Genomic DNA, 17550 nt, shown 5'->3' with positions numbered 1-17550 from the left:
GCGCGCCGCCGGAGCGCGGGCCGGCTCGGCGGCGCGGGCCTCGCCCTTGGGACGCGAGAAAAAGGAACGGCCGTCCCGGCCTTCGGCGGGCCGCGCGGCGGAGGCGGGCCTCGGCGCGCCGGAGGATCGGGAACGCGGGGATCGGGGTTTGTTCATGAGGGTATCCAGAAAGGCGGCGAGCCGCCCGGGCTAAGGCGTTGCAGCGGCGTCAGCCGCCGGGCGTCCAGACGAACAGGCGGTCGGGGTCGCCAGCGACGTCCACGCGGTGGTCGCTCGTCAGCGAGACGCGGCCCTCGGCCAGCCAGCGCACCGCGGCGGGAAAGACGCGGTGCTCGACGGCCAGAACCCGCCCGGCCAGCGATTCCGGGGTGTCGCCGGCCAGCACCGGCACGCAGCCCTGGGCGATGATGGGACCATGGTCGAGCACCGGCGTGACGAAATGCACGGTGCAGCCGTGCACGCGCACGCCGGTGGCAAGCGCCTGCGCATGAGTGTGCAGCCCCGGAAACGCCGGCAGCAGCGAGGGGTGGATGTTCACCAGCCGGCCGGCGTAGCGATTGACGAACGCCGGCGTGAGCACACGCATGAAGCCGGCCAGGATGACGTAATCGGGGCGGTGCAGGTCGATTTCGTCGGCCAGGGCGGCATCGAAGGCTTCGCGGCTGGCGTAGTCTTTGTGGTAGAGCGCCGCGGTGGCGATGCCCTGCGAGGCGGCCCATTCCAGGCCGGCCGCGTCGGGGCGGCTGGCGATGACCGCCGCGACCTCGGCGGGCCAGGCTTCGGCGCGGCAGGCCTCGGCCAGGGCGCGCATGTTGCTGCCCCGCCCGGAAATCAGGATGACGAGGCGGCGCTTGATGGTAGAAGAATCCGGCAAGATGGGGTTCCGGCGAGAAAAATGACGAAAAGGCACGAAAGACCGGCCGCGGGGGAAGCCGCGGGCGCCGGCAACGGCGGGACAGCCGCAAAGAATCCAAAATTGTAAACTCTCGCTCGTGAAACCATTGCTGCGCATTTACCGATACCTCCCTCCGCCCGCCGAGCGCGCGCCCTGCGCGCTGACCATCGGCAATTTCGACGGCGTGCATCGCGGCCACCAGGCCATGCTTGCGCGCGTCTGTCAGGCGGCCCGCGAACGCGGGCTCACGCCCTCGGTCATGACCTTCGAGCCGCATCCGCGCGAGTATTTCGCCGCCCTGCACCGCCGCCCCGAGCTCGCGCCCACGCGCATCTCCGGGCTGCGCGACAAGCTGGCCGCGCTGGCGCGGCACGGCGTGTCGCAGGTGGTGGTCGAGCGCTTCGATGCCCGGCTGGCCGAAATGTCGGCCAATTCGTTCATCGAACAGCTGCTGGTGGAGGGGCTGCGCACGCGCTGGCTCCTGGTGGGCGAGGATTTCCGCTTCGGCCACAAGCGCAGCGGCGACATCGAGCTGCTGCGCGAGGCCGGCATGCGCCACGGGTTCGAGGTGCAGACCCTGGCCGACGTCGCCGACCAGCACGGCCACCGCATCTCCAGCTCCGAGGTGCGCACCGCGCTGGCCGTGGGCGACCTGGACCGCGCCCGGCATCTGCTGGGGCATCCCTTCCACATCAGCGGCCACGTGATCCACGGCCAGAAGCTGGGCCGCACGCTGGGCTTTCCCACCATGAACCTGCGCGTGGCGCAGCGCTGCGCGGCGCGCTCGGGCATCTACGTGGTGCAGGTGCACGGCCTGGCCGGGCGGCCGCTGCCCGGGGTGGCCAGCCTGGGCGTGCGCCCCACCGTGGAAGACCGGGGCCGCGTGCTGCTGGAGGCCCACCTGCTCGACGAGACCGTGAACGCATACGGTAAACTCGTGCGAGTCGAGTTCCTGCACATGCTGCGGGACGAAGAAAAATTTCCCGATCTCCCTTCCCTGACTGCCGCCATCGCCGAAGACGCGCGAAACGCGCGCGCCTATTTTGCCGTTCATGGACTATAAAAAAACCCTCAACCTGCCCGACACTCCCTTTCCCATGCGGGGCGACCTCGCCCGCCGCGAGCCGGGCTGGATCGCCCAATGGGAGGAAAACCACGTCTACCAGGCGATCCGGGCCGCCAGCCGCGGCCGCCCGCGCTTCGTGCTGCACGACGGGCCGCCCTACGCGAACGGCGACATCCACATCGGTCATGCGGTCAACAAGATCCTGAAGGACATCATCGTCAAGAGCCGCAACATGGCCGGCTACGACGCGCACTACGTGCCGGGCTGGGACTGCCACGGCATGCCGATCGAGATCCAGATCGAGAAGAAATACGGCAAGCACCTGCCCGTGGCCGAGGTGCAGTCCAAGGCGCGCGCCTACGCGCTCGAGCAGATCGACCGCCAGCGCAAGGATTTCAAGCGCCTGGGCGTGCTGGGTGAATGGGACCGCCCCTACCTCACCATGAATTTCAGCAATGAGGCCGACGAGATCCGCGCGCTGGGCCGCATTCTGCAGAAAGGCTATGTGTTCCGCGGCCTGAAGCCCGTGAACTGGTGTTTCGACTGTGGCTCGGCGCTGGCCGAGGCCGAGGTCGAGTACGCCGACCGCACCGACCCGGCCGTGGACGTGGCCTTCCCCTTCGCCGAGCACGCCCGCCTGGCCGACGCCTTCGGGCTCGAATCGGTGGAAGACGGCGCCATCGTCATCTGGACCACCACGCCCTGGACCATTCCCTCGAACCAGGCGCTGAACCTGCATCCCGAGATCGAATATGCGCTGGTGCGCGTGTCGCCGGCGCCCGCCTTCGGCCCGCTGCTGCTGCTGGCCGCCGAGCGCGTGGAACCCTGCCTGAAGCAATGGGGCCTGCAGGGAGAGATCATCGCCACCGCGCCGGGCGCCCGGCTGTCGGAAATCGCCTTCCATCACCCGCTCGCCCGCGTGAACCCCGGCTACGACCGCAAGTCGCCGGTGTACCTGGGCGACTACGTGACGGTGGATTCCGGCACGGGGGTGGTGCACTCCGCGCCCGCCTACGGCATCGAGGATTTCCAGTCGTGCAAGGCGCACGGCCTGAAAGATTCGGACATCATCAATCCGGTGTTGGGCGACGGCAAGTACGCCGACAGCCTGCCGCTTTTCGGCGGCCTGTCCATCTGGGACGCCAACCCCAAGATCGTCGAGGCGCTCAGGCAGGCCGGCACGCTGATGCACGTGGAAAAGCACCAGCACAGCTACATGCACTGCTGGCGCCACAAAACGCCCGTGATCTACCGCGCCACCAGCCAGTGGTTCGCCGGCATGGACGTCACGCCCAAGGACGGCGGCGCCACGCTGCGCGAAACCGCGCTGGCCGGCATCGACGCCACGGCTTTCTACCCCTCCTGGGGCCGCGCGCGCCTGCACGCCATGATCGCCAACCGGCCCGACTGGACGCTCTCGCGCCAGCGGCAGTGGGGCGTGCCCATGGCGTTCTTCGTGCATAAAGAAACCGGCGAGCTGCATCCGCGCACGCCCGAGCTGCTCGAAGAAGTGGCCCGGCGCGTGGAGCAAGGCGGCATCGAGGCCTGGCAGACGCTGGACCCGCGCGAGCTGCTGGGCGACGAGGCCGACCAGTACGAAAAGAACCGCGACACGCTGGACGTGTGGTTCGATTCGGGCAGCACCCACGCCACCGTGCTGGGCGGCAAGGACCGCGACTTCGCCGGCTCCCATGGCGCCGAGCTGGCCTGGCCGGCCGACCTGTACCTGGAAGGCTCGGACCAGCATCGCGGCTGGTTCCATTCCTCGCTGCTCACGGGCTGCATGCTGTATGGCCAGCCGCCCTACAAGGCCCTGCTCACGCACGGCTTCGTAGTGGACGGCCAGGGCCGCAAGATGAGCAAATCGGTGGGCAACGTCATCGCGCCGCAGAAGGTGTCCGATTCGCTGGGCGCCGAAATCCTGCGCCTGTGGGTGGCTTCCACCGATTATTCCGGCGAGCTCTCGATCTCCGACGAGATCCTCAAGCGCGTGGTGGAAGGCTACCGCCGCATCCGCAACACGCTGCGCTTCCTGCTGGCCAACCTGGCCGATTTCGACGCGGTATCGCAAGCCGTGCCCTACGGCGAGCTGTTCGAGATCGACCGCTATGCGCTGGCCATGACGACGCGCATGCAGGCCGAGGTGCAGGCCCACTACGAGCGCTACGACTTCCACCCCGCGGTGGCCCGCCTGCAGACCTTCTGCTCGGAAGACCTGGGCGCGTTCTACCTGGACGTGCTGAAAGACCGCCTCTACACCACGGCGGCCGGCAGCCTGGCGCGCCGCTCGGCCCAGACCGCCCTGCTCGACATCACGCAGACCCTGCTCAAGCTGATGGCGCCCATCCTGTCCTTCACGGCCGAAGAGGCCTGGAAGGAACTGACGGCCTCGGCGCTGAAGAACCAGGCCGACGCGGCGCGCGTCACCATCTTCACCGAGGTCTATCACGTGCTGCCGCCCTTCGCCGACGAGGACGCGCTGGTGGCCAAGTGGACGCGCCTGCGCGCCATCCGCGCCGACGTGCAGCGCAAGCTCGAGGAAGTGCGCACGGCCGGCGAGATCGGCTCCTCGCTGCAGGCGGAGGTGGACATCCGCGCCAGCGGCGAAGACCTGCAATGGCTCCAGAGCCTGGGCGATGACCTGCGCTTCGTGCTCATCGTCTCGCGCGCCGGCGTGCATGCCGGCGAAGGCGAGCCGCGCATCGACGTCTCGGCCTCGGCGCACAAGAAGTGCGAACGCTGCTGGCACTGGCGCGCGGACGTGGGCCAGGATCCGGACCATCCCGAGATCTGCGGCCGCTGCGTCTCCAACCTGTTCGGCCCGGGCGAAGCCCGCGACAAGGCCTGAGCATGGCCCGGCCTTCCGATACCGGCACGTCCGGCACCGGCACGTCCGATACCGGCACGTCCGATACCGGCGCGCCCGATACCGGCGCGCCCGTCCAGCCGGCGCGCGGCGAACCCGCGCGCGCCGGCCGCTGGCTGGCGCTCGCCCTGGCCATCATCGTGCTGGACCAGATCACCAAGGTCTACTTCAACACGGCCTACCAGTACGGCGAGCGGGTCAACGTGCTGCCCTTCTTCGACTTCACGCTGCTGTACAACCGCGGCGCGGCCTTCAGCTTCCTGGCCTCCGAAGAAGGCTGGCAGCGCTGGCTCTTCACGGGCCTGGGCTGCGTGGCCGCCGTGGTCATCGTCTGGCTGCTGCGCCGCACGCGCGGCCAGCCGCGCTTCTGCCTGGCGCTCGCCATGATCCTGGGCGGCGCCGTGGGCAACGTGATCGACCGCGTGGCCTATGGCCACGTGGTGGATTTCCTGCTTTTCTACTGGCGCGACTGGGCCTACCCCGCCTTCAACCTGGCCGACGTGGGCATCACCTGCGGCGCCGTGCTGCTGGTGCTGGACGAGCTGTTGCGCGCGCGCAAGCCCCGCGCCTGACCGCGCAGCGGGCGCGCCGGATGCCGCGCCCGCCCATTGCGAATAAAATTCCGGTTCATCCTTTCTCAGCGCGGCCGCGCGCCGCCCCCGCCTCTATGCTCGACCTCGCCCGCAAACGCATCGTCCTCGGCCTGACCGGGGGCATCGCCTGCTACAAGATCGCCGAGCTGGTCCGGCGCATGACCGAACAGGGCGCCACGGTGGACGTGGTCATGACCGAAGCCGCCACGCACTTCATCACGCCCGTCACCATGCAGGCGCTGTCGGGCCGGCCGGTGTTCATCGACGCCTGGGACGCGCGCGTGCCCAACAACATGGCGCACATCGACCTGACGCGCGGCGCGGACGCCGTGCTGGTCGCGCCGGCCAGCGCCGATTTCATGGCCAAGCTGGCGCACGGCATGGCCGACGACCTGCTTTCCACCCTGTGCCTGGCGCGCGCCTGTCCCCTGCTGGTGGCGCCCGCCATGAACCGCGAAATGTGGGCCAACCCGGCCACGCAGCGCAATGTGGCGCAACTGCGCGCCGACGGCGTCAGCGTGCTGGGCCCGGCGGCGGGCGAGCAGGCCTGCGGCGAGACGGGCGACGGCCGCATGCTGGAAGCGCACGAACTGCTGGCCGATCTCATCGCCTTTTTCCAGCCCAAGCTGCTGGCCGGGCGGCACGTGCTGCTGACCGCCGGCCCCACGTCCGAGCCGGTGGATCCGGTGCGCGTGCTGAGCAACCGCTCCTCGGGCAAGACGGGCTATGCGCTGGCGCGCGCCGCGCACGAGGCAGGCGCCCGCGTCACGCTCATCACCGGCGCCACCGCGCTGCCGATTCCGCGCGGCGTGACTGCGCTGTCGGTGACCACGGCGCGCCAGATGCGCGACGCGGTCATGGCCAGCGCGGCCGACGCCGACATCTTCATCGCCGTGGCGGCCGTGGCCGACTGGCGCGTCAAGAACGTCAGCGCCCAGAAACTCAAGAAAACCAGCGAAGGCGGCGGCGCGCCCGCGATGGAGTTCGAGCCCAACCCCGACATCCTGGCCGAGGTGGCGCGCATGGAGCATGGCCCGTGGTGCGTGGGTTTCGCGGCCGAAACCGAAAAGCTCGCCGAGCACGCCGAAGCCAAGCGCGTGCGCAAGGGCATTCCGCTGCTGGTGGGCAACCTGGCGCACAAGGTCATGGACGCCGACACCACCGAGCTGGTGCTCTTCGACGAGCACGGCGTGCATCCGCTGCCGGCGGCCGGCAAGCTCGACGCCGCGCGCCGGCTCATCGCGGAGATCGCCGCGCGCCTGCCGTAGCGCGGCGCGGGCGCGCCCGATGCCGCGCCCCTCTTCAAGCCTCCCTTCTTACTGTTCCAGCGAGATATTGGCCGCCTTGACGATGTCGGCCCACTGCTGGCGGTCCTTCTCCAGGAACTGGCCGAACTGCTCCGGCGTCATGCCCGTAACCGGTTCCGAGCCCAGCATGCCCATCTTCTCGATGACGCCGGGCTGCTTGAGCACGTCCTGCAACGCGGCGTAGTAGGCCGCCAGCACGTCGGCCGGCAGGCCGGCGGGCGCGAACACGCCCTGCCAGGTCGGCATGTCGAATCCCTTGAGGCCCTGCTCGTCCAGCGTGGGCACGTCGGGCAGCTGCGGCGCGCGCTTGAGCGAAGCCACGCCGATGGCCTTGACCTTGCCCTGCTGGGCCAGCGGGGCCGCCGTGGAGATGTTGTCCATGGTCATGGCGATGTGGCCGCCCAGCAGGTCGGTAATGACGGGCGCCGCGCCGCGGTAAGCCGCGTGCGGCACCTTCACGCCCAGGCGATACAGCATGGTTTCGGCGATCAGGTGGTTGGAAATGCCCACGCCGGCGGTGCCGTAAGTGGCCGAGGGCGTCTTCTGGAAGTATTCCTTCAGTTCGGCGAGATTGCTCGCCGGCACGTCCTTGTTGACGATGACGACATTGGGCTGCACGGCCGCCAGCGTGATCGGCGTGAAGTCCGAGGGCTTGTAGTTGGTGCCCTTGGGATTGAGCACGTGGGTGATCGCCATGGAACCGGCCGCGCCGATGCCGATGGTGTAACCGTCGGCAGGCGACTGGCTCAGGCGGAAAGCCATGATGTTGCCGCCGGCGCCGGCCAGGTTTTCCACCACCACGGACTGTCCCAGGCGCTGCGACAGCGGCTCGGCCAGCAGGCGCGCCAGCGTGTCGGCCGAGCCGCCGGGGGCGAAGCCCACCAGCAGGCGCACGGGCTTGGAAGGCTTCCAGGCCTCGGCGGCCGAGGCGGCGGGCGCCGCGAACAGGGCGGCGGACAGCGCGCCCAGGGCAAACAGTGCGCCGGCGGCGCGATGCAGGGTACGGCTCAGCATGAATCAACTCTCCAGAGAAAAATGGTCCGCGACCAGGGTGTCTCCCGCCGCCTGGGCGGCGGCCGGCGCGCGTTGCGGCAATGCGCCCGCGCCGTCTTGCCATGAAGACCGGGCCATGCGGCTCAGTCCAGGATTTGCGCCAGCGCCGCCGCCACCATCCGGTTGGACAACAGCGTCGGCCGGCCCGAGGCCTGCGCCACGGCCGAGCGCATGCGCTCGGCATAGCCCATGCAGTGCATGACGATCAGGTCGCAATCGGCGAGCTGCCGGCCCGCCTGTCCGAAGGCGGCGGCGGCGCGCGCGGGGTCGCCCTCGTAGGGCGAGGCGTGGGTGACGCGGGTATCGCAACCTGGCGCGACGGCCATGTGGAACGCCTCGACCTGGGCGGCCAGCGGCACGACCAGGCCGATGCGGCGGCAGTGCCGGGCGAGCCCGACAACGAGGTGATCCACCACCTGCTGCGGCTCGACCACCAGGGTGCGCAGGGGCGGGATGGCCGTGCCCGTGCACAGCGGCACCAGGAGGTCGTAGCCCTGGCCGTCGGCCCGCCGCATGATGTCGGCCAGCCGGGCTTCCGCCGCGGCCTTGTCGAGCTCGACCTGGCCGCCGTCGCGCAGCCGCGTGGCGAAGCGGTACGCGCCCGCCCTGGGCGCGAGCGCCGCCATCGCCGCGGCGTCCAGGCCGTCGAGCGCGCCGAATTCGTCGATGCGCACGCGCGGGCCCAGCAGCGCCGCCATTTCGGGCACCACATCGCTGCGCGGCGACTGGCCGATGGTGAAGAACGCCACGCGGCGCGCGGCCGCGCTCACTGCCCTTCCCCTTCCGTACGGCCCACGGTCTGCAGGTGCGCCATCGAGCCGTAGCGCGACTGCAGCGCCTGCCATTCGGCTTCGTCGTAGAACGGCAATGCGCCCTGCCCGTACAGCTTGGCCACCTCGATGCAGAAGCGCATCGCCACGTCGGCATCCACCGCATTGGTGACGCCCGTGGCGCAGCCGGGCACCGTGGTCTGGGCCGTGAGCGCCACGCCCACCACCGGCGCGCCGGTGACGATGGCAGGCTGCATCAGCGAATTCACGTGCCACAGGCCGTTTTCGTAGGGCGTGATGTCCTGCGTGGTGAGCGGCAGCGTCATGGGCAACTCGCCGCTGACCCAGCCCATGACGTCCAGCATGGTTTCGGGAATGCGCAGCAGCCAGCCCTGGCGCGCCACGGGCGTGAGGGCCACGCCGCGGCGGTTGACCAGCCGGTTGCCGCGCGTGGTGTCCACCGAAAGAATGGCCTGCATGAGCGGGTCCACTTCGTGCGACATCATCTCGCGCATGGGAAACGGCGAGCGCATCATGGGCACGGGGTGATGCGGGCGCGTGCCCGCGCGCGGGCAGATGTGGGTGCGGATGCGCACCGTGCCGGGCAGCATGTCGCCCTGGCGCTGCATGGCCATGAGCTTGAACGCCGCTGAGATGGCCACCACCGCACCGTCGCTGTCCGACACCAGGCCGGTGACGGCGGGCCGGGCACCGATACCGCCCAGCCGGCCGACGATGCCCAGCTGCGGGGCGCTGTCGTCCGCGCCGCGGATGACGATGGAAAGAAAGTCGGTGCACGCGCCTTCGCGCTCCAGGCGCGTCACGTCCACCTCGCAATCGCCCGCCGCGCGCAGCGCGCCGGCCACAGTTTCGCCGTCCACACGCGCCGAGGACAGCAGCTCGATGGTGTCGATCACCTGCTTCATGCCGACACCTCCAGCGGGCCGGGACGGCAGGCGCGGGGCGCGTCGGCGCCGCGCAGCAGCACCGCCTCGTGCGGGCCGATCAGCGACATGGCCCCGGCGCGCACGCGCAGCCCCGAGCCTTCGGGCAGGCCCAGCACGGGCATGGCGGGGTTGAGCGCGCAGAACTCGGCCAGCCGCTGCGCGCGCGTCTCGCCGCGATGGCCTGGCGGGTGCGCGTTGGTGTAGTGCGGGTTGATCTGGAACGGCAGCAAACCGAGCGCGTCGAAGCCGCGCGGGTCGACAATGGGCATGTCGTTGGTGGTGCAGATGGTGGGGCAGGCCAGGTTCGAGCCCGCGCTCCAGCCCAGGTAGGACGCGCCGTCCCGGACGCGGCGCGCCACCTGTTCCAGCTCGCCACGCCGGCGCAGCTCGGCCAGCAGATTGAAGGTATTGCCGCCGCCCGCGATAACGAGGGCGGCCCGCCGCAGGGCGGCGGCCGGGTCGGCTGCCCGGTGCAGCCCCTGGATGTCCAGGCCCAGATCGGCCAGCGCCGAGGCCACCAGGGCCGTGTAGTCGTCCCAGCCGCGCGTCACGCCGGCGTAGGGCACGAACACCGCCGGCGCGCCGGCCGGCAGCCCCGCGGCCAGTTCGCGGATGTCGGGCAGCGCGTGGACCAGATAGCCCGCGTCGCTGCTGGAATTGCTGAGTAGCAGGAGATTCATGGAAGCTGTTTCCGCAAGAAATGGACGGACGCCCGGGAAGATGCCGCGCGCCGCGATGGTGAATGCATCAGGTGAGCCAATAGGGATCGTTCAGCGAGCGGCCCAGCGCCCCGACCTGCTCCAGCACCGCCTCGCACAGGTCGCGCACCAGCGCCGGCTCGGCCTGGAACGACACGAAAGACAGGCACAGCCCACGCAGCTCGCCCGTGGCGGGATCGCGCACGGCGGCCGCCACCGCGCCGATGCCGGGCATGGCCTCGTCGATGGCCACGCCGCAGCGCGCCTCGCGCGTCTGCGCCACGCGCCGCGCCAGCTCGCCCACCGTGGCCGGGCAATCGCGCCCCTCCACCGGCAACGGCCGCGCCGGGTCCGCGCCGTACAGGGCCTGGAATTCCGCGTCGGTGAGCCGCGAGAGCAGCGCGCGTCCCATGGCCGTGCCCGACGCGGCGCGGCGCGATCCGGGCGGCGACAGCACCTGGACCGGGTGCGTGCCGTTCAGGCGCTGCAGCACCACGGTTTCGCGCTGGTTCAGCGTGGACAGGTAGGCCGTCAGGCCGCTGCTGTCGGACAGGCGCGCCAGCACCTCGCGGCAGGCGTCGTCCAGCGGCGTGGCCGCCATGCCGGCCCGCACCGCGTTGGCCAGCAAGGCCCCCGCGCGATAGCGGCGCGTGGCGGGATCCTGATCCAGCAGGCCGTAGTGCTGCATCTGGTTCAGGAGACGCGAGGCCGTGCTCTTGGGCAGGGAAAGCCGCGCAGCCACGTCGGTGAAGCTGAGTTCGGCCGCGCCGTCGGCATAAAGGCCGAGCACGCGCTGGACGCCATCGAGTATGCTCATTGAAGTTCTGTTTTTTGGAACTTATGTTCCTTAATTGCGAACAAGAATATCCCAGCGGCCCGGCCGGGGTCAATCGGGAAAAACGGCAGGAGAAAAAACCCGCCGGCAGGCCGGGATGGCGGTCAGCCGGCCGCGCTCAGCGCAGCGTGCGCTCGGACCAGGATGGCAGCGGCAGCGGCGGCCGGGGGCTCAGGATGCGTGCCAGCACGAGCCTGAGCTGCGGCCAGCCGCCGCGCGCGGACGGCCAGGAACTGGGCGTGACGGAGGCCCAGCCGCCGTCGGCCGCGCGCTCGGCCATTTTGAAGCGGAAGGTGTAATAGCCGGCCATGCCCATGCGCAGGTCGGTGACCACCAGCGCGTCGCCGATGCGGTCGTACCGCAGCCAGTCGTCCGTAAACCAGCGCAGCCGCGCCAGCACGGGATTGTCCGAAAGCGGCCGCGCCGCCTCCCGGTTCAGCGGCAGGCGCACCCATTCGGGACGCGCACCGCCGTCGAGCCAGCCGCTGACCGCCTCGTAGTAGCCGCCGTCGGGCGTCTTGGCGATGACGCGCCAGAGCAGTGTGTTGAACGGCATGGGCACGGCGCGCAGCGCGCTGACGGCAATGCCCTCCTGCCGCATGGCCTCGCGCACGCGCTGCTCGGCCGCCAGCCGGCCGGCCAGGCCGAAACCCAGATAGGCGGTGCTGAACACCAGCGCGGCGGCCAGCAGGCGCCGGGCGCGGCTCGTGAGTCCGGCCGAAACGCCGTAGGCCATGGCTGCCAGCAGCGGCAGCGTATAGGCCGGGTCGATGATGAAAATGGCCGACCAGCTTTCCGGCACCCGGGGCAGCGGCCAGAACAGCTGGGTGCCGTAGACGGTAAAGGCGTCGAGGACAGGATGGGTGACAAGCACCAGCCACAGGGTGAGGAACAGCCGCCTGCCGCTGTAGGGCGCCAGGGGCCAGTACCGCCGGATCAGCCAGGCCAGCAGCGCCGCCAGCGCCGTGAGCACGAATACCGAGTGCGAGAAGCCGCGGTGATGCGTCATGAGCGACACCGGATCGGGGTAGCGCATCATCACGTCCAGGTCCGGCAGCGTGGCCAGCGCCGCGCCATAGATTAGCGCGCGCGCCGGCCCTGCGCCCGCCCCAGCAGCGCTCCTTGTATGCCCGCGCCCAGCACGGCTTGTGTCACCGAGTCCATGATGCTCCGACAGCGTGTTTCATTCGTAGGGATGAGTATGGCAAGTGCCTCGTCCCCGATTTCATGGCGTTAAGATACCGGATTGCGTTCAGCTTTAATTCAGGAATTAATCCAGACCCATGGATCATTACATAGACCAGATCGGTCTTTTCATCGAGGCCAACCAGGCCTGGGCCGGGCCCATCACGTTCCTGCTCACGCTGGGCGAGTCGGTGGTGCTGCTGGGCCTCTTCATACCCGCGACGGCCATCATGCTGCTCACGGGCGGGCTCATCGGCGCGGGCACGCTCAGTCCCTGGGGCATACTCGCCTGGGGCGTGGCGGGCGCCGTGGTGGGCGACGCCCTCTCCTACGGGTTGGGACGCTGGGCCGGCCCCGGCGTGCTGCGCCGCTGGCCGCTGAAGCAGCAGCGCACGGCGGTCGCTCGGGCGCGGCTGTTCTTCCACCGCTATGGCTTCGCCTCGGTACTGATCGGCCGCTTCCTCGGCCCCATCCGCTCCACCATACCCACCGTGGCCGGCGTGATGGGCATGGCCCATGGCCGCTTCCAGCTCGCCAATGTCGCCTCCGCCGTCCTCTGGATGCCGCTCATGCTCGCGCCCGGCTATTTCGCGGCGCGCAGCCTGGAAGTGGCCGCGGACACGCAGCAGGCCGCGATGATGGCGGGTGTGGCGCTCTCGGTGCTGTTAGGATGCGCATTGTTGATCGCAATGCTGCGCAAGCGCCGCCAGCCGGCGCGGGTGCGCAGCCGCACTTGAAAGAAGGCGGGCCTGCCATGGCAATAGACGGAGAACCCAGGAACGGCGATTTCGCGCGCTACATCGAGCAGTTGAGCCGCACCGGCGGCCCCGAGCCCGGCAAGGTCGACAAGCGGGCCGGAATCTTCTCCGCCCGGCCGGCGCCGCCGCCTGCCTCCGCCTCGGAACCCCTGTCTTCCGCGCCGTGGGGGCAATCGCCCGCCTCGCCCGGCGTCCCCGCACGCGATGCGCAGGCCGAGCTGACGCTGGCCCAGCGCGACGGCAAGCGCCGCGCCAGCGTGCTGCTCGGCGTGGCCGGCATCGCCGTGGGCATCGCGGCCGCGCGCGTGGCGTTCCAGGCGCTCCAGCGTCCCTATTTCGACCTGGACGAACTCATGCCGGCCGTTTTCCTGGGGTTTCTCGCCCTGATGCTTTTCAAGGCGGCGGCCGGCGCGCGCAAGGCGAAGAACGTCCCTGCCCGCCCGCTGCCGCCGTTGCAGCCCTCGCGCCACCGCAAGGACGGCTAACGCGCCCCGGGCTAACGCGCCCCGGAGTGCTAACATCTGCGCCCAGTTTCAACGACGTCCAGCAACACAGGGAGTGAAAGTGAACAACGCAGCCGGATTGAACCAGGCCCAGGCGGCCACCATGCTCAAACTGCAGGACAGCCTGAACCGCATCATCAATCCGGACTGGATCAACGGCGGCGCGCGCTTCCTGCGTGCGGCCTTCGTGGAATCGGCCGAGGCGCTGGAGCACCACGGCTGGAAATGGTGGAAAAAGCAGAGCATCGACCTGCCGCAGGTGCAGATGGAGCTGGTCGACATCCTGCACTTCTACCTTTCCCACACGCTGGCGCAGGCCGGCGGCGATATCGACCGGGCCGCGCGCGCCCTGCTGGACGACCTGGCCTCGCCCGCCTCCGTAACGCTGGACGGCCGGGCCTACGAGCTGCCCGCCCTGCCCGTGCCCGAACTGCTCGAGCTCATCGGCGGCCTGGCCGTGTGCGGCCGGGCCAGCTTCAAGACGCTGGAACAGGCCATGACGGCCTGCGAGCTGGATTGGGCCGGCACCTACGCGCAATACGTGTCCAAGAACGTGCTCAACATCTTCCGCCAGCGCCACGGCTACAAGGAAGGCAGCTACATCAAAATCTGGAACGGCGAGGAAGACAACGTGGTGCTGGCCCGCCTGATGAGCCGGCAGGACCCCGCCGGCGCGGACTTCGCCGACACCCTCTACCGCGAGCTGGAAGCCGCCTACGCCAGGCTGGCCTGAGGCGGGAGCGGCCGTAGCGGCGCCGCCCCGGCCCCGGGGCCGCCACGCGGCTCAGCGCTGCCCGAAGCGGGTTTCGCCGAACAGGTTCTTGAGTTCGCGGGGCTGCGAGCGCCAGTACTGGCGCGGCGCGGCCACCTGCCCGCCCAATTGGGCCGCGGCATGCCAGGGCCAGCGCGGGTCATACAGCATGCCGCGCGCCAGGGCCACCATGTCGGCCTGGCCCTTTTGCAGGATGTCCTCGGCCTGCTGCGCCTCCGTGATCAGGCCCACCGCGATGGTGGGCATGCCGGTTTCGCGCTTGATCGCCTCGGCGAACGGCACCTGGTAGTTGGGCCCCACCGGTATCTTCTGGCGCGGCGACACGCCGCCGCTGGAGACGTCCATGAAATCGCAGCCGCGCGCGTGGAGTTCGCGGGCGAAGGCCAGCGTCTGGGGCAGGTCCCAGCCGCCTTCCACCCAGTCGGTGGCCGACACCCGCACGCCCAGCGCCACGGTATCGGGCACGGCGGCGCGCAGTGCCTCGAAGACCTCGAGCGGCAAGCGCATGCGGTTTTCGAGGCTGCCGCCATAAGCGTCGTCGCGCCGGTTGGCCAGCGGCGACAGGAACTGGTGCAGCAGGTAGCCGTGCGCAGCGTGCAGTTCAATGGCGTCGAAGCCCAGGCGCAGCGCGCGGCGGGCGCTGTCCACGAAAGCCCGGCGCACGCGCTCCAGCCCGGCGGCGTCCAGCGCGCGCGGCGCCGGCTCGCCCTCGCCGTGGGGCACGGCCGACGGCGCCCAGCCCTGCCAGCCGCCTTCGCTGGGCGGCACGAGCTGGCCGCCGTTCCAGGGCGCGTTGCTGGATGCCTTGCGCCCCGCATGAGCGAGCTGGATGCCCAGCCGGACAGGCGAATAGCGGCGCACGGCCCGGACGACGCGGCCCAGGGCGGCTTCGGTTTCGTCAGACCACAGGCCCAGGTCGCCCGGCGAAATGCGGCCCTCCGGCTCGACGGCGGTGGCCTCGGTGAACAGCAACCCGGCGCCCGACAGCGCCAGGTGCCCCAGATGGATCATGTGCCAGTCGGTGGCGCAGCCCTCCTCGGCCGAGTATTCGCACATGGGCGCAATGACGATGCGGTTGGCGAGCGCGAGCTTGCCGATCGCGGCCGGACTGAACAACAGACTCATGAGGTGGCCTCGGTACGGTGAACGTGAACGGATGAATGGCCAAGCATAACCCGCCGCCCGCGCGGCGGCGCGGGCCTACTGGCCCTCGATCACCGAGTCCAGGAACTGCCGGGTGCGCTCTTCGCGCGGCTGGCCGAAGAGCGCGGCGGAGTCCGCGTCTTCGACGATATTGCCCTGGTCGAAAAACAGCGTGCGGTCGGAGCTGCGCTCGGCGAATTTCATCTGGTGGGTCACGATGATCATGGTCATGCTGCGCCGGGCCGAAAGGTCGCGCATGATCTGCAGGATGCCGCCCACCAGTTCGGGGTCCAGGGCCGACGTCACTTCGTCGAACAGCATGATCTCCGGCCGCATGGCCAGGGCCCGCGCGATGCCCACGCGCTGCTTCTGCCCGCCCGACAGCTGCGCCGGGTACACGTCGAGCTTGTCGCCCAGGCCCACCATGTCCAGGTACTGGGCGGCGCGCTCGCGCGCCGCGTCGCGAGAAAGGCCCTGCACGCGCATCGGCGCCTCCATCACATTGCCCAGCGCCGTCATGTGCGGGAACAGGTTGAAGTGCTGAAACACCATGCCGATCTTGCCCCGCACCTGGCGCACGTGGGCCGAATTCGGCCCGGCCGGACGGCCCTTCGCGTCGGTCCACATGGGCACGCCGTCTATTTCGATCTCGCCGCTGGTGGGGCGCTCCAGCGTCATCAGGACCCGCAGCAGGGTGGACTTGCCCGAACCCGACGGCCCGATCACGGACACGGTCTGGCCCGCCGGGATGTCCAGGTCTATGCCCTTGAGCACCTCCAGCTCGCCGTAGCGCTTGTACAGGTTCCGGATCTTGATCGCGGCGCTCATCGCTTTCCTCCATATCGTTGCAGCCTGGCCTCCAGCCTGCGCACCCCCCACGCCGCGATCAGGCTGAGCACGAGAAAAAGCGCGCCCACCAGCGTCAGGGGCTCGGTGTAGCGGAACGTGGCCGAGCCTATCATCTTGCTCTGCTGCAGCAGCTCGACCACGGTAATGGCCGACAGCAGCGGCGTGTCCTTGAACATGGCCACCAGGTAATTGCCCAGCGCCGGCACCACCGGCGGGATGGCCTGGGGCAGCACAATGCGGGCCGCCGTGTCCCAGCGCGACAGGTTAAGCGCGGTGGCGGCCTCCAGCTGCCCCCTGGGCACGCTCTCGATGCCCGCGCGGTAGACCTCGGCGCAATAGGCCGCGTAGTGCACGCCCAGCGCCAGCACGCCGGTGGCCAGCGGCGACATCCGCACGCCCGTCAGAGGCAGCACGTAGAACAGGAAATACATCTGCACCAGCAGCGGCGTGCTGCGCACGAACTCGATGAAGAACGCCGCCGGCAGCGACACGATCGCCAGACGCGCGCGGCGCAGCAGCGCGAGCGCCAGGCCCAGCGTGACCGCCACCAGCATGCCCAGCACCGTGGCCTGCACCGTGACGACCAGCGCCGCGCCCAGCGTGGGCAGGATCTCCAGCGCGAAAGACCAATCGAAAACAGGATTCATCGCACCCGCACCCTTCGCTCCAGCAGGCGCACGCACGCCGTGATCAACAGGGCCACCACGAAATACAGGAACAGGATCAGCGTGAAAATCTCGGTGGTGCGCAGGGTTTCGCTGCGCAGCAGCTGCCCGCGGAACGTGAGGTCGGTAATGGTGATGAGCGACACCAGCGCGGTGTTCTTGAGCAGTTCGATCAGCAGATTGCCGGCCGGCGGCAGCATGGCCGGAATGGCCTGCGGCAACACCACGCGCCGCATGATCTGCCCGCGCGTGAGATTCAGCGCGATGCCCGCCTCGCGCTGGCCGGGCGGCACCGCGCGGATCGCGCCGCGCACGACCTCGGCGCCATAGGCGCCCGCATTGAGCGCGAGCACCACGATGCCCACCAGCATGGCCGGAAGCTGCATGCCGAACAGCGGAAGCACGAAGTAGAACCAGAAAAGCTGCACCAGCGCCGAAGTGCCGCGGAACACTTCCACGTATACCGCGGCGATCCAGCGCAGGGGCGCGATGGGGGACAGCCGTCCGATGCCGGCGGCCACGGCCAGCGGCACGGCCAGGGCCGCCGCCCCCGCCATGATGCGCAGGGTCACGCCCAGCCCTTGCAGCAGCGGCGGCAGCAGCTCGGCGAGATGCTCCGGTACGAGCGACATGGACGCCCCTTCT

The 17550-nt window shown here is 69.9% G+C and carries 17 protein-coding genes and 1 pseudogene; 7 read left to right on the top strand and 11 right to left on the bottom strand.

The window, feature by feature from the left end:
• Positions 1 to 208 precede the first annotated feature (208 nt).
• The gene (purN, locus tag NGJ44_RS05970; protein WP_053245873.1) at positions 209 to 874 is read right to left on the bottom strand and encodes a phosphoribosylglycinamide formyltransferase; all 666 of its coding nucleotides are present in this window, start codon (positions 872 to 874) and stop codon (positions 209 to 211) included.
• A gap of 118 nt (positions 875 to 992) precedes the next feature.
• Between purN and NGJ44_RS05965 the strand changes: the two genes are divergently transcribed.
• From NGJ44_RS05965 to coaBC, 4 genes are all read left to right on the top strand, one after another.
• A complete protein-coding gene (locus NGJ44_RS05965) occupies positions 993 to 1958 on the top strand; it encodes a bifunctional riboflavin kinase/FAD synthetase (protein WP_251863398.1) in 966 nt (321 codons plus the stop codon).
• Positions 1948 to 4809: an isoleucine--tRNA ligase gene (gene ileS / locus NGJ44_RS05960; protein WP_251863397.1), complete on the top strand. Its 2862-nt coding sequence runs from the start codon at positions 1948 to 1950 to the stop codon at positions 4807 to 4809. Before NGJ44_RS05965 ends, ileS begins: the two co-directional genes overlap by 11 nt.
• Before the next feature lie 2 nt (positions 4810 to 4811).
• Positions 4812 to 5399 (top strand): signal peptidase II, encoded by a 588-nt coding sequence (gene lspA / locus NGJ44_RS05955; protein WP_251863396.1) that lies wholly within the window; start codon positions 4812 to 4814, stop codon positions 5397 to 5399.
• Between the two features lie 95 nt (positions 5400 to 5494).
• A complete protein-coding gene (gene coaBC / locus NGJ44_RS05950; protein ID WP_251863395.1) occupies positions 5495 to 6688 on the top strand; it encodes a bifunctional phosphopantothenoylcysteine decarboxylase/phosphopantothenate--cysteine ligase CoaBC in 1194 nt (397 codons plus the stop codon).
• Between the two features lie 48 nt (positions 6689 to 6736).
• On the opposite strand, the gene NGJ44_RS05945 is transcribed toward coaBC, so the two are convergent.
• The 6 genes and pseudogenes from NGJ44_RS05945 to NGJ44_RS05920 all read right to left on the bottom strand — a co-directional run bounded on the left by NGJ44_RS05945 (position 6737) and on the right by NGJ44_RS05920 (position 12194).
• The gene (locus tag NGJ44_RS05945; protein WP_251863394.1) at positions 6737 to 7741 is read right to left on the bottom strand and encodes a Bug family tripartite tricarboxylate transporter substrate binding protein; all 1005 of its coding nucleotides are present in this window, start codon (positions 7739 to 7741) and stop codon (positions 6737 to 6739) included.
• A gap of 122 nt (positions 7742 to 7863) precedes the next feature.
• Entirely contained in the window at positions 7864 to 8550 is a 687-nt protein-coding gene (locus tag NGJ44_RS05940) for an AroM family protein (protein WP_251863393.1), read from the bottom strand.
• Positions 8547 to 9476, bottom strand: a complete 930-nt coding sequence (locus NGJ44_RS05935) for a DUF1177 domain-containing protein (protein ID WP_251863392.1) — start codon at positions 9474 to 9476, stop codon at positions 8547 to 8549. Before NGJ44_RS05935 ends, NGJ44_RS05940 begins: the two co-directional genes overlap by 4 nt.
• Positions 9473 to 10177, bottom strand: coding sequence for a dipeptidase PepE (gene pepE / locus NGJ44_RS05930; RefSeq protein ID WP_251863391.1), 705 nt, complete (start codon positions 10175 to 10177; stop codon positions 9473 to 9475). Before pepE ends, NGJ44_RS05935 begins: the two co-directional genes overlap by 4 nt.
• 67 nt (positions 10178 to 10244) lie before the next feature.
• Complete coding sequence (locus NGJ44_RS05925) at positions 10245 to 11012, bottom strand: IclR family transcriptional regulator (protein WP_251863390.1); 768 nt, start codon at positions 11010 to 11012, stop codon at positions 10245 to 10247.
• A 136-nt stretch (positions 11013 to 11148) separates the two neighbouring features.
• Positions 11149 to 12194, bottom strand: a pseudogene (locus NGJ44_RS05920) (metal-dependent hydrolase).
• A 119-nt stretch (positions 12195 to 12313) separates the two neighbouring features.
• On the opposite strand from NGJ44_RS05920, the gene NGJ44_RS05915 reads away from it, so the two are divergent.
• The 3 genes from NGJ44_RS05915 to NGJ44_RS05905 all read left to right on the top strand — a co-directional run bounded on the left by NGJ44_RS05915 (position 12314) and on the right by NGJ44_RS05905 (position 14209).
• Complete coding sequence (locus NGJ44_RS05915) at positions 12314 to 12952, top strand: DedA family protein (protein WP_251863389.1); 639 nt, start codon at positions 12314 to 12316, stop codon at positions 12950 to 12952.
• 17 nt (positions 12953 to 12969) lie between these two features.
• Complete coding sequence (locus NGJ44_RS05910) at positions 12970 to 13458, top strand: hypothetical protein (RefSeq protein WP_251863388.1); 489 nt, start codon at positions 12970 to 12972, stop codon at positions 13456 to 13458.
• Positions 13459 to 13555: 97 nt separating this feature from the next.
• Complete coding sequence (locus NGJ44_RS05905; RefSeq protein ID WP_251863442.1) at positions 13556 to 14209, top strand: dUTPase; 654 nt, start codon at positions 13556 to 13558, stop codon at positions 14207 to 14209.
• A gap of 51 nt (positions 14210 to 14260) precedes the next feature.
• On the opposite strand, the gene NGJ44_RS05900 is transcribed toward NGJ44_RS05905, so the two are convergent.
• The 4 genes from NGJ44_RS05900 to ehuC form a co-directional block, all read right to left on the bottom strand.
• On the bottom strand, positions 14261 to 15373 hold the full coding sequence (locus NGJ44_RS05900) for an NADH:flavin oxidoreductase/NADH oxidase (RefSeq protein WP_251863387.1): 1113 nt from the start codon (positions 15371 to 15373) through the stop codon (positions 14261 to 14263).
• A 75-nt stretch (positions 15374 to 15448) separates the two neighbouring features.
• On the bottom strand, positions 15449 to 16219 hold the full coding sequence (gene ehuA, locus NGJ44_RS05895; protein ID WP_053245471.1) for an ectoine/hydroxyectoine ABC transporter ATP-binding protein EhuA: 771 nt from the start codon (positions 16217 to 16219) through the stop codon (positions 15449 to 15451).
• Positions 16216 to 16887: an ectoine/hydroxyectoine ABC transporter permease subunit EhuD gene (gene ehuD, locus NGJ44_RS05890; protein ID WP_251863386.1), complete on the bottom strand. Its 672-nt coding sequence runs from the start codon at positions 16885 to 16887 to the stop codon at positions 16216 to 16218. The genes ehuA and ehuD overlap by 4 nt, the downstream gene beginning before the upstream one ends.
• Positions 16884 to 17537: an ectoine/hydroxyectoine ABC transporter permease subunit EhuC gene (gene ehuC / locus NGJ44_RS05885; protein WP_251863385.1), complete on the bottom strand. Its 654-nt coding sequence runs from the start codon at positions 17535 to 17537 to the stop codon at positions 16884 to 16886. The genes ehuD and ehuC overlap by 4 nt, the downstream gene beginning before the upstream one ends.
• Positions 17538 to 17550 lie beyond the last annotated feature (13 nt).

The sequence above is a fragment of the Achromobacter sp. Marseille-Q4962 genome, from assembly GCF_943737005.1.
GTDB lineage: Bacteria > Pseudomonadota > Gammaproteobacteria > Burkholderiales > Burkholderiaceae_B > Achromobacter.
This window is presented reverse-complemented; position numbering and strand designations above follow the sequence as displayed.